Below are 11,478 nucleotides of genomic sequence, written 5' to 3' on the forward strand. Positions count from 1 at the left end.
TTTGCAAGGCATCGCACAGTTTGACAGAAAATTTTTGGCCGTTAAAAGAGATTTTTGTATTCTTCCTTAAAATGGTGAAATTTGCGATAAAAAAACGACATGTTTGAGATAAATCAACATGTCGCTGTTATACTTTTTCACTCTAATTATTCTGTAACGGGATCATCAGCGTGCCTGTTTCGCGTTTGTCGTTTCCTGATTCCGGGAACTCAAACAGGTACGTAATTTGTTCTGCTGTTTCTTTTAGAACATAGAACTGGAAATGCTCCATATTTTCCAGGAAATAACGAATATCCTGCATTGCCATCAGCTCTCCTACTTCTTCATAGTGTGCCAATGCCTGCTTAAAATAAGCGTTGATCAGTGTTAAATCTTCTTCATTTGCTGTACGAATATAATCTTTGCTCATATCATTTTAACTCCTCAACTACATAATGACCTATTATAGCATAATTCCGATAGAGATCAGGAAGCTGCTGCCAACAGACTTCAGGTCATTTATTTTCCAGTAAAATTTATTACTTAAACGCCTGTGCGGCTTTAACTGCTTTGTGCCAGCCTGTGAACAATGATTCGCGCTGCTCTTCATCCATTGCCGGCTCGAATTGGCGATTCAGCTGCCAATGTTGTTGCACTTCGTCGAGATTCTCCCAGAACCCGACAGCCAAGCCGGCTAAATAGGCAGCACCGAGTGCCGTTGTTTCATTGATTGAAGGACGTTCAACAGGCACGTTTAAAATATCCGACTGGAATTGCATTAAAAAGTCGTTCATGACAGCACCACCGTCAACACGCAATTTTCTTAACTCGATTCCCGAATCCGATTCCATTGCAGACAATACATCGCGTGTTTGATAGGCAAGTGACTCCAACGTCGCACGGATAAAGTGTTCCTTCGATGTACCGCGTGTCAAACCGAATACCGCACCGCGCACTTCACTATCCCAATGCGGTGTACCCAGTCCGACAAACGCCGGCACGACATACACACCATCCGTATCTTTTACACGGGCTGCATACGCTTCACTTTCAGCAGATTTCCGGAACATACGAAGCCCGTCACGCAGCCACTGGATTGCCGAACCGGCTACAAAGATACTTCCTTCAAGGGCATAGGTCACTTTTCCGCCATAGCCCCAAGCGATCGTTGTAAGCAGGCCGTGCTCGGATTTTACCGCTTCCTCACCTGTATTCATCAGCATGAAACAACCGGTACCGTAAGTATTTTTTACCATTCCCTGTTCATAGCAAGCCTGACCGAATAACGCTGCCTGCTGGTCTCCGGCGATTCCCGCGATCGGTACACGATGACCAAAGAAGTGATTCCCCGCAATTTCCCCGTAAATTTCAGAGGACGGTTTCACTTCCGGCAGCATGGACGCAGGAACGCCTAAAATGTCCAGCAATTCCTCATCCCATTTTAATTCGTAAATATTATACATGAGTGTGCGCGAAGCATTCGAGTAGTCGGTTACATGAACAGCACCTTCTGTCAGCTTCCAAATAATCCATGTATCAATCGTTCCGAATAATAGATCGCCCGCTTCCGCCTTTTCGCGTGCGCCTTTTACATTGTCCAGTATCCATTTTACTTTCGTGCCGGAAAAATAAGCATCGATGAGCAAACCGGTTTTATTACGGAACAGCTCATTGTGCCCCGCTTCTTTTAACGAATCGCAAATGTCCGCAGTTTGGCGCGATTGCCAAACAATTGCATTATATACCGGTTCCCCCGTATTTTTATCCCAGACAACCGTCGTCTCACGCTGGTTCGTAATCCCGATACCTTCGATTTGAGATGCTTGGATATTATTTTCCGATAACACTTTTGCGATTACCGATAAAATCGAGCTCCAGATTTCCTTTGCATTATGCTCAACCCAACCCGATTTCGGAAAATGTTGTTTGAATTCCTGCTGTGCTGTGTGTACAATATCCCCTTTTTTATTGAATAAAATGGCACGTGAACTCGTCGTACCCTGATCTAACGCCATAATATACTTTTCCATTATACGATCTCCTTTTTAGCGGATTTGGATTGTGTGATAAAGGCAATGACACAAATGACAACAAATAACGTTGTAAATAACCAAAATGCCACTGAATTTTCATTTAAAAAGAACTGTTTATAAAACAGTGCGCCTGTTACACCGCCTATAATCGGTCCGACAATCGGCACAAAGGCATAAGACCAGTCCGAATCACGTTTACCCGGGATCGGGAGGAAGAAATGCGCGATGCGGGGTCCTAAATCACGGGCGGGATTGATGGCATAGCCTGTTGGCCCGCCTAAACTCATCCCGATCGCAATAACGATAATACCGACAAGCAATGGATTAATGCCATCCGCCAATGAATTGCCGCCTAATGCCAAAATCCCTAATAATAATATAAAAGTCCCTATCATTTCCGTTACCATGTTTGCCAAAGGATGGCGAATGGCAGGAATTGTAGCAAAAACGGCTAACTTTGCATCCGGATCTTTCGTTTGCGACCAGTGTGGCAAATAGGCAATATATACGATAATTGCGCCAATAATTGCTCCTAATATTTGTGCAATAATATACATCGGAACATCCGCCCATGGGAAGTCACCAATTGTTGCAAATGCTATTGTCAATGCAGGGTTCAGGTGGGCACCACTTATTCCGCCTACAGTATATGCCGCGATTGCCACGGCAAAACCCCAGGCGATTGTAATGACGACCCAGCCGCTATTTTCCGCTTTGGAGAATTTCAGCAAGGAACCAGCAACAACCCCGCCACCTAAAATTATTAAGATCATCGTTCCTACTAATTCTGCTAAAAATGTGGACATTCCCTTCGCCTCTTTTCACTAAGTCATTGTTACGTCTTGGAGTTCCTGTTCTAGTTGGTCTGTATGCTGCTGCTTTTCTTCTGCTGTCCAGTTCAGGTAGTCGCTCATCTCGTCAATAACGAGCTGTTTATATTGTTTCACGAGGTGAATATTAAATAATAATGCGCCGGTGCGACGAACGAAAAAGTCTGTCGGAGTACATGCACTTTCCTCGTTTATCGCATAGTAAAGCTGACCGTATACGATCGGCGGCAAGTTTCCTTTTGCCTGTTTAATATAATCGAATACTTTATCAACATTCGTTCCGTAGAATTTTGCTAAATAACGGCTCTGTTCCTCCGTTAACCCAAGATCCTGGCCTTTTTCCGTACGTTTTTCTACAAACGGTTCAAAAAACTTCGAGCCGCTCGTTTCCCCGCCCGAAATAGGAAGATTTTTTGTAATGGATTTGCCGTATTTCAGCTGGTATTCATCGTTTAATTGTTTGACGACAAGGTCGACAATTTTTTCCGCCATTTTACGGTAGCCTGTCAGCTTTCCTCCTGCGATCGTAATCAGTCCGCTTTCCGATTGCCAAATTTCATCTTTACGTGAAATTTCCGACGGACCCTTCCCTTCTTCATGGATAAGCGGTCTCACCCCTGCCCATGCCGATTCGATTTTATCTTCTGTCAGCTGCAGTTGCGGGAACATGTAATGAATCGCATCCATAATATATTGTCGATCCTCTTTTGTGACCTTGATGTCTGCAGGATCCCCTTCATAAAAGGTATCTGTTGTTCCTACGTATGCTTTGCCGTCCCGCGGGATCGCAAAAATCATCCGCCCGTCTTTTTCGGTATCAAAATAGATTGCCTGCTGCAGCGGGAAATCATCCTCGTCGAAAACGAGATGTACACCTTTCGATAAAATAAGATGTTTGTTATTCAGTTCCCCATCTAATTTTCGTACATCATCCACCCACGGTCCTGCCGCATTGACAACTTTCTTCGCCCGAATTTCATATTGTTCACCAGTGAGCTGATCTTCCACTGTCACCTTGGAAAAAGCCACGTTATTTGCTTCAATACCGACAACTTTCAAGTGGTTCATTGCAATTGCCCCGTTGGCAACAGCCGCCTTCATTACTTCGATTGTCAGGCGCGCATCGTCTGTACGATATTCGACATAGACGCCGCCACCGAGCAATCCGTCCTTTTTAATGAGCGGTTCCCGGGCAATCGTTTCATCTGCAGAAAGCATAAAACGTCTTTCATCCTTTTTAACATTCGCTAATATGTCGTATACTTTCAATCCAAGCGCTGTCGAAAACGAACCAAATGTCCCGCCTTTATGGAAGGGAAGCAACATCCATACAGGTGTTGTTACATGTGGTCCGTTTTCATAAACAATTGCCCGCTCTCGACCAAGCTCGGCAACCTCTTTTATTTCGAATTGTTTTAAGTAGCGCAGGCCGCCATGCACAAGTTTTGTCGATCGGCTACTCGTTCCTTCCGCAAAGTCCTGCATTTCTGCCAACCCTACTTTTAACCCTCGCGTGGCTGCATCAAGTGCAATCCCCGCACCTGTTATACCACCACCAATAACAAACAGATCAAAGGTGTCTTCTATAAATGTTTTTTTCAGTCGCTCTCTTGCATTTGCAGAAAAGTTTCCCATACCGTTTTCCTCCTTACCAAATGAAGCTTTAAATCTATACCCTATTTTCACCTTGTTCATATCCTAAAATTCACAAAATATGAAAAAACATTTTGAGATTAACGCATTCACTCTTGAGAAAACAAAAAAACCGAGCTTCATTTAAATGAGCTCGGTTCATGTTTATACGATTATTCTGCGTCTTTTGAAGTTTCGAACTGAATCCCTGTAATATGGATGTTCACTTCGCTTGTTTCGATGGCTGTCATATTTAAAATGGCTTGTCGAATCGTTGTTTGCACTTCTTTCGCCACTTTTGGAATGGCATAACCATATTTCACTGTGCAGAATACATCAATGACAATATTGCCTTCCTCAGACATTGCCGATTTGATGCCTTTTGAATGTACTTTTTTACCGAAACGCTCGGCAACACCTGACGCGAAATTTCCGCGTGTTGCTGCGATTCCTTCCACTTCTGTTGCAGCGATACCTGCGATCACTTCAATTACTTCCGGCGCGACTTCAATCTTCCCCAATTCTTCTTTACCAACCGGTGTTGGTTGTACGAATGCTACTTGTTGTTTCTCAGCCATTTGCGATACATCCTCTCTTATGTAAACTAATGGATTTCTAACGCTTGTTACTTTAAATCCTTATGTTCAGTATACTACAATTATAGACCGGATGTAGAACCGTTACGCCACATTTTCTAAATTTGGCACGGGTCATCCATTATTCCATGCATACGGACCATCATTCGGATCTACTAGTTTAATGTCATACACTTCACAGTAATGTTTTGCTACAAATAATATTTCCTGACGTACTTGCAGCATGATCCCCGTATCATTCGTCTCGACAAAATACCGGATGAGGATACGGCAGCTTGTCGGCATCAGCTCATCCATCGCCACATGAATAATCTTTTTCGAGATTTTCGGATGCAGTGAAATCTGCTCACGTACCGATTCCAAAAACTTCACGATACTTTCCTCACTGTTTTCAGCAGAAATATGCAGGTGATGCTCCACTTTTCTTTCTGTCCGATTCGACAAATTATAAATCGGCCGATTGACCAAATACGAGTTCGGTACATAAACAGTCCCTTTATCGGCTGTTTGAATGACCGTACTGCGCAAATTAATATCCTGGATCGTCCCGTCGATTTTTTCATCTCCCGACATGACCCAATCCCCGATCTGGAATGGTTTATCCAGGGCAACACTCATCCCGCCGAAAATATGTGCGAGCGTGTCACGAATACCGAATGCAAGCGCAACACCTGTCAGTCCAATTGCAGTTAAAAACCCGTTTAAATTAAAGTTCCACAGTGACGCAATTGTAAACATCGCAATGACCATAACCGCAACTTTACTCATCCGTAAGAAAAACGGTGTTAAAATATCCTGATCTTTCCCTGTTTCAAACCGGTGCGGATTTTTCAAATAAAAACCGAGTACATCATACAGCGCTTTAAACGCAAAAAATACATACACCGAATCGATATAAATACCGAGTTTTGTATTATCAAACAGCCAGACTTCCACTAATAGAGATGCCGCCATCACAATCAGGCTGAAAATAATCGCATTTCGTATTGATGGGTACACACTTTTAGTTATGTCACCCAAAACCGGATGATTTTTTTTATTGAATAAATCCGCAAGTTTGAATAGCAGCGGCCGTATTATGAATCGAATGACGAGTAAACCGACGGCAATTATTGCAGCAGCCGCCAGACCATCTGCCACAGTCGGTGCGGTAACAGACGGAATTAACCATTTTATCGATTCCCACATAACAATCACCTTCTTAAACCTTCTTTACAACTACAAGACAAAATCATACCATTTGAGACTCCCACGTCTAAAGACGCAAGCCCTAACCCTTACGGTTTAACGGGTGGGATTCTTGAGTGACTAAGCGTTCGCAGTCCATTTCTGTTTTGAACAGCCCTCAAGATTAGGGTATCTCATTACCCCTCCCTATCCAGTGCATCTAGCAGATAAGGCTGGTTGATTGTTACCATCAACCACAGGTGCATATCGAATATTCATCGCACCCATTATGTCTCTATGTGTTTCGAATCCGCATGGACATTGATACTTCCTATCTTGTGCCTTATTCTTTTTTGAACATTTAGGGCATGTTTGACTTGTATATGCAGGATTTACATAGTCAACTTTCATCCCTGCTAAATTTGCTTTATATTCAATAAATTGAGCGAGTCGATAGAATGACCATGTATGCAAATTCTTTTCGTTTTTACGACTTGTTCTTGTCGTCTGTCTAATATTCGCTAATCGTTCTAAACGAATGACAGAAATTTTATTTTCTTTCGCAAAATTAATTATTTCACAACTCACTTTATGGTCTTGGTCTTTCATCCATCGCTGTTCCTTGTCGTTCAATTTTCGGATAGCATTTAACTTTTTCTTTTCCCCTAATTCTTTACGAACTGAACGGAATTTCCTTTTCTTGAATTTATTTTGTCTGCCATTACCAAAGAAACGCACTTTTTCGTTATCAGTCACAGCAACAGCAGGTACTTTTAGTCCTAAATCTACTCCCATGACTTTCAATCCTGTTTTTTGAGTAGTAGGAATAGTGACAGAAATTTGTGCAATCCATTTATTCGACTTTTTTGTAACACGCAGTGCACCTAACTTATGTTTAAGCAAATCGAAATTCCGATTATCTTTATCAACCAATAAAGCGCGAATAGGTGTTTTCTTAGTTTTTCTGTCAACCATGATAGGCAAGGAGATGTGAGTGACATCAAAAGAATAGTTTTGATTGTTCCAGATACACATCGGTTTCTTCAACACTGGAACTGTTTCAAATTTTGTTTTCTTTGCCTTATTGAAAACACTTTTCGCATCTTTAATCGCTTGGTTCTTTACCGCACTTGGCAAAAGTACATCCATGTTTTTACTTGTTTTCCTGGTGCTTTTCTTTTCTTTTACCATTTCAACTACAAGACCATTGATTGTAGAAATGTATTCTTTACTCATTTCAGTTAGAATCAAAGCCTGCTCTTTCGTAGGTAACAATTTGACGTTGACAGTGATTGTTTGTGACATGTTTTCACCCCCTTGTCTTCTGTTGCTCAACATAACGTTTAATTGTTTCACTCGATACATTTCTAGCGGTAGAAACAAAATATGAACGTGTCCATAAACTCGGCAAGTGTTGTAGTTGAGGAAATTCTTCACGCAATCGTTTAGATGTCACTCCTTTTATTTTTGCCATGATGTTTGCAGGACTTAATGTAGGTAGTGCATTTAGAAATAGGTGTGCATGATCTTCGTAACATTCTAAGGCAACCACTTTTATTTTCATAGACTCACATATTTCGTACACCATTTCTTTGAATCTCTGTTCTACATTGTCATCAAGAAATAGTTTCCTTCTGTATCGAGGGCAAAAGACAAAGTGATAATTAATCAATGATACGGTTGTGTTTGTTCTTCTGTATTCTTCCATAACCAAATTGTATCAGTTTGAATTACAGACTGCAACGCACGTGTATAAATATAGATAGTGAAAATTTCGGTCAATTGAGATAGCAACAGCTATCTCTTGACCGACCTCACTATCCTCCCATGTCTAAAGACGATGGGCTTTCTCGTTCGGAAAATCTGTAAAGAAACGATTTACATCGAAAATCGTTCCACTGATCGTCAATTCGAATGGAGGGATAATTATGACTGCACTGAACAATCAATTTCTGCTTCTGGAACAACAACTCATGTATTACAAAAAGGAAGACTTCATCAGCCTCCTGAGTGAGGATTTTCTGGAATACGGATCATCCGGGGGCATTATGGATAAACCATTCCTGCTGAAAGAGATAACAAATGCAGGTATTGAAGAAAGTTTATTTACGGTTGCGGATTTCCAGGCAATTGCAATTGCAGATCGGATCGTACAAACACGATTCGTTACGACAAACCGCACGAATGGCAACAGCCAAAACCAAAACCGCAGCTCCCTTTGGCGCAATGAAAACGGCTCGTGGCGGATGTTCTTCCATCAGGGCACACCAATAAAATAAAAAACCGCCCTTATGTAAAGTGCGGCATTTCATTACTTTATAAATAGATCTTTATATTGATGCGATGTCGTGATGGCGATTGTGAGCGCACCTTTACTGTAATACGATTTAATTAAAAACGGAGCCCCGCTCGTATTTTGAAACTTGAAATCGAGCGATCCGTAAGCAACTGTGGCATCCCTGCCTGTCGGGACATAGCCGATGTTCAGTGAATGGTGATGCCTTTCCGTAATGCGAATGCCCAACTGGTCAACGGCATTAAATAATGTCGATGATGTTTGGCAAATGCCACCGCCAATCCCCATTACTAGCTCCTTATTGATAATTTCAGGTGCCGGCTGATAACCTTTTTCCACCGTCCGTTCTCCAACCATTGTGTTAAATGAAAAATAATCGCTATCTCCAACTAAAATATTATGGATGGCTTTTGATGAAAGTTCGATATTTTCGCTTCTTCCGGTTTGTGCCCCATTAAAATAAGTCGTAAATGATGCAACGGTCACATCATCCAGTGAAGGAATGTCTATGTCCAGATTGGTTTCCAATATATACAGCGGCAAAAATATGTGATCTCCTTTTGATGAAGCTGTTAAAATTTTTTCGACCAATTCACTTTCCTTCAAAAGGATACCGGGTATCCCTTCAATAATATCTCCGTTCTCCCCGACTTTATGAAGCACCATCGTTTGATCATAGCCGGTCCTTTCTTTCGTACCTCCGGCTAAATCTCTCGCTATTTTTTTAATGTTGGCTTTGTACAGCTCGCTATCCGTACCGTATCCTAATAATTGCGGTGTGAACGATTTCACGATTTCCATTGTTCTCGGATCGATTAATGTAATGACAGCTGGATAAATAAGCGGGTATTCTCCGACAATCGCTTCACTTTCCGGCAATGGTGCGGTAGTTGAAGCTTCAACTTGCTGTTCATTTTTTTTACCGGTTTCGGAAGCTTCTGAATTCGACGCTTTTTCACAGCCTGTAAGAAAACAAAGACCGATCAGCACTAAATAAATGAAGTTTGTTTTCATTTTATTTCCCCTATCTATAAAAGCAAAGATCTCATAACTTATTCAGAATTTTTACTTCTGTTAACAGAAGTAATGCCACTAAACGCCCATGCCTCTCCAATATGGGATACCGTCACTTTTATAGACAGCGAGAATGGAATCCATCATTATTGCTTTCTTTGCTTCGCTTCTTTTTCCCATCTTGCCAAAGCCGGATATGGATCAAATGCCCACTCTGTACGGCCATTAAATTTATAGATGCCGTAATGGAGATGCGGCGGGAATTTTCCGGCTGTTCCTTCTTTTCCATACCCTGTGCTTCCAACATAGCCGATAATTTGTCCTGCCTCGACAATATCGCCTTCTTTGAGCCCTTTTTGGAAATAAGCGAGATGTGCATAATAATGATACGAGTTATGATTGTCACGAATCCCGACACGCCAGCCACCAAACTGATTCCAGCCCATCACTTCAATTACACCGTAGGACGTTGAATAGACCGGTGTGTTGTACGGAGCAAAAATATCTGTACCTTCATGAATTCTTCGGCCACCCCAGCCGCGATTTGCTCCCCATGTTCCCCTATAGCTGTAATCAGCATGTGTGGATAACGGAAATGTATGATTATCTAAATGAATGGTTCCGAATTTCTCATATAATTTTGCAATAACAAGTATCTGGTTCACTGATAGTTCATTATTATAGTAGTCCCATAATGCCAATTTAAAATTATCTTCACCATATCCGTACTTCCTTAAATAATTCGCTAAAGTAAATAATACATCCGCATCATCGGAACGGTCTGCCACCCCATCCCCGTTTCCGTCCATACCGTTTCCATTAAAATACGCAATCGAAACCGGAGAGGTATCATCGCCCGCCGGATTTAAAATACCGGACCAAAATTCATCCGAAAATTGAATGGCAATGGCACTTTCCCGTTTTGGTATATCTGTTCGCACTTCCTGAATATTACGTTCAAATTGATCGACAGCAGCTAGATAATACCAGGGCAATAATATGTTTTCATACTGTATATAGTAGTCCATCCTTTTTTGCATGAGCTGTTCTTTTGTCAAGGTGGTGTCCTCTTCGGCAGAAGCATCGGCAACCGGCATAAATCCTAAGATGAAAATGGCCGTCATCATCAAAGCAATACGGTATTTCATCATTTTTCCTCCTCTACGATATGTTGTTTTGTATCACTTTGTAATCGGATCATTTGGGAAATTGTGATAAATCGGTAGCCTTGCTTTTTCAGCTCGGGCAAAATTTTTTCCAACGCCTGAACCGTCTGCTCCCGGTTTCCTCCTCCATCATGGAACAAAACAACATTTCCATTTCCAAGACCGTTCAATACCGTATTTACTATTGTATTTACACCTGGATCCTTCCAGTCTTCTGTATCCTGATGCCACGACCACATCACAATTTTATAGCCGTTTTTGACGGATTCTTTAACGAGTTCATCCGTATAATAACCTTCGACCGGTCGGAATAAATTCGGTTTCACTCCTGTTATACTGAAAATTGTATCGGATGTTTGATTAACCTCTTCCATTATGGGAGAAACTGATTTTGTAAAAGGATGTGTGTACGTATGATTGGCGATCTCATGTCCACTTTCATGCATCCGCAAAACGAGTTCGGGGCTTTTTTCAGCCAATTGCCCCACGATAAAAAACGTTCCCTTCGCCTCATATCGTTCAAGTAAATCAAGTATCTGCCCGGTATATTTCGGATGGGGCCCATCATCAAATGTCAGGGCCACTACCTTTTCGTCTGTCTGAATATCCCAAATAATCTGTCCTGTTTCTTCGTAATAATCCCGTCCTTTCGCTTCACCGAGACTATTGAAAACATACATAGCTGCAAATATAAATAAAAGAACTAAAAATAAAATAAAAGCAATTCTTTTCCATTTTTTTCTTTGCATTTCATCACATCCTTAA

Annotated in this window: 12 protein-coding genes; 1 reads left to right on the forward strand and 11 read right to left on the reverse strand. The window is 41.6% G+C overall.

The genetic code is table 11. The features are described 5' to 3' along the window. Positions 1-142: 142 nt before the first annotated feature. The 8 genes from MKZ25_RS11510 to tnpA form a co-directional block, all read right to left on the reverse strand. Positions 143-409: an aminopeptidase gene (locus MKZ25_RS11510; protein ID WP_340801622.1), complete on the reverse strand. Its 267-nt coding sequence runs from the start codon at positions 407-409 to the stop codon at positions 143-145. A gap of 109 nt (positions 410-518) precedes the next feature. Beyond that, positions 519-2,009: a glycerol kinase GlpK gene (glpK, locus tag MKZ25_RS11515; protein WP_340801624.1), complete on the reverse strand. Its 1,491-nt coding sequence runs from the start codon at positions 2,007-2,009 to the stop codon at positions 519-521. Beyond that, entirely contained in the window at positions 2,009-2,818 is an 810-nt protein-coding gene (locus MKZ25_RS11520; RefSeq protein ID WP_340801625.1) for an MIP/aquaporin family protein, read from the reverse strand. Before MKZ25_RS11520 ends, glpK begins: the two co-directional genes overlap by 1 nt. Before the next feature lie 18 nt (positions 2,819-2,836). Further along, positions 2,837-4,477 (reverse strand): glycerol-3-phosphate dehydrogenase/oxidase, encoded by a 1,641-nt coding sequence (locus MKZ25_RS11525; RefSeq protein WP_340801626.1) that lies wholly within the window; start codon positions 4,475-4,477, stop codon positions 2,837-2,839. 170 nt (positions 4,478-4,647) lie between these two features. Then, positions 4,648-5,052: an Asp23/Gls24 family envelope stress response protein gene (locus tag MKZ25_RS11530; RefSeq protein ID WP_008404246.1), complete on the reverse strand. Its 405-nt coding sequence runs from the start codon at positions 5,050-5,052 to the stop codon at positions 4,648-4,650. Between the two features lie 132 nt (positions 5,053-5,184). Further along, positions 5,185-6,258: a mechanosensitive ion channel family protein gene (locus MKZ25_RS11535; protein ID WP_340801628.1), complete on the reverse strand. Its 1,074-nt coding sequence runs from the start codon at positions 6,256-6,258 to the stop codon at positions 5,185-5,187. A gap of 186 nt (positions 6,259-6,444) precedes the next feature. After that, a complete protein-coding gene (locus MKZ25_RS11540; RefSeq protein WP_340718679.1) occupies positions 6,445-7,542 on the reverse strand; it encodes a transposase in 1,098 nt (365 codons plus the stop codon). Positions 7,543-7,546: 4 nt separating this feature from the next. Beyond that, positions 7,547-7,945 (reverse strand): IS200/IS605 family transposase, encoded by a 399-nt coding sequence (gene tnpA, locus MKZ25_RS11545; protein ID WP_340718680.1) that lies wholly within the window; start codon positions 7,943-7,945, stop codon positions 7,547-7,549. Between the two features lie 220 nt (positions 7,946-8,165). Here tnpA and MKZ25_RS11550 point away from each other — a divergent pair, with 220 nt between their 5' ends. Further along, entirely contained in the window at positions 8,166-8,516 is a 351-nt protein-coding gene (locus MKZ25_RS11550) for a DUF4440 domain-containing protein (protein WP_340801629.1), read from the forward strand. Positions 8,517-8,548: 32 nt separating this feature from the next. On the opposite strand, the gene MKZ25_RS11555 is transcribed toward MKZ25_RS11550, so the two are convergent. The 3 genes from MKZ25_RS11555 to MKZ25_RS11565 all read right to left on the reverse strand — a co-directional run bounded on the left by MKZ25_RS11555 (position 8,549) and on the right by MKZ25_RS11565 (position 11,462). Further along, positions 8,549-9,547 carry a VanW family protein gene (locus MKZ25_RS11555; RefSeq protein ID WP_340801630.1) on the reverse strand — a complete coding sequence of 333 codons (999 nt, stop codon included), beginning with the start codon at positions 9,545-9,547 and terminating at the stop codon, positions 8,549-8,551. 146 nt (positions 9,548-9,693) lie between these two features. Beyond that, a complete protein-coding gene (locus MKZ25_RS11560; RefSeq protein WP_340801631.1) occupies positions 9,694-10,695 on the reverse strand; it encodes a M23 family metallopeptidase in 1,002 nt (333 codons plus the stop codon). After that, on the reverse strand, positions 10,695-11,462 hold the full coding sequence (locus tag MKZ25_RS11565; protein ID WP_340801632.1) for a polysaccharide deacetylase family protein: 768 nt from the start codon (positions 11,460-11,462) through the stop codon (positions 10,695-10,697). The genes MKZ25_RS11560 and MKZ25_RS11565 overlap by 1 nt, the downstream gene beginning before the upstream one ends. Positions 11,463-11,478: the final 16 nt, after the last annotated feature.

Source organism: Solibacillus sp. FSL W7-1464 (assembly GCF_038004425.1).
Taxonomy (GTDB): Bacteria; Bacillota; Bacilli; order Bacillales_A; family Planococcaceae; genus Solibacillus.

Excerpts from the sequence above, each read along its gene's own strand:
- MKZ25_RS11510 (WP_340801622.1), bottom strand. The coding sequence starts at position 409 with ATGAGCAAAGATTATATTCGTACAGCAAATGAAGAAGATTTAACACTG.
- glpK (WP_340801624.1), bottom strand. The coding sequence starts at position 2,009 with ATGGAAAAGTATATTATGGCGTTAGATCAGGGTACGACGAGTTCACGT.
- MKZ25_RS11520 (WP_340801625.1), bottom strand. The coding sequence starts at position 2,818 with ATGTCCACATTTTTAGCAGAATTAGTAGGAACGATGATCTTAATAATT.
- MKZ25_RS11525 (WP_340801626.1), bottom strand. The coding sequence starts at position 4,477 with ATGGGAAACTTTTCTGCAAATGCAAGAGAGCGACTGAAAAAAACATTT.
- MKZ25_RS11530 (WP_008404246.1), bottom strand. The coding sequence starts at position 5,052 with ATGGCTGAGAAACAACAAGTAGCATTCGTACAACCAACACCGGTTGGT.
- MKZ25_RS11535 (WP_340801628.1), bottom strand. The coding sequence starts at position 6,258 with ATGTGGGAATCGATAAAATGGTTAATTCCGTCTGTTACCGCACCGACT.
- MKZ25_RS11540 (WP_340718679.1), bottom strand. The coding sequence starts at position 7,542 with ATGTCACAAACAATCACTGTCAACGTCAAATTGTTACCTACGAAAGAG.
- tnpA (WP_340718680.1), bottom strand. The coding sequence starts at position 7,945 with ATGGAAGAATACAGAAGAACAAACACAACCGTATCATTGATTAATTAT.
- MKZ25_RS11550 (WP_340801629.1), top strand. The coding sequence starts at position 8,166 with ATGACTGCACTGAACAATCAATTTCTGCTTCTGGAACAACAACTCATG.
- MKZ25_RS11555 (WP_340801630.1), bottom strand. The coding sequence starts at position 9,547 with ATGAAAACAAACTTCATTTATTTAGTGCTGATCGGTCTTTGTTTTCTT.
- MKZ25_RS11560 (WP_340801631.1), bottom strand. The coding sequence starts at position 10,695 with ATGAAATACCGTATTGCTTTGATGATGACGGCCATTTTCATCTTAGGA.
- MKZ25_RS11565 (WP_340801632.1), bottom strand. The coding sequence starts at position 11,462 with ATGCAAAGAAAAAAATGGAAAAGAATTGCTTTTATTTTATTTTTAGTT.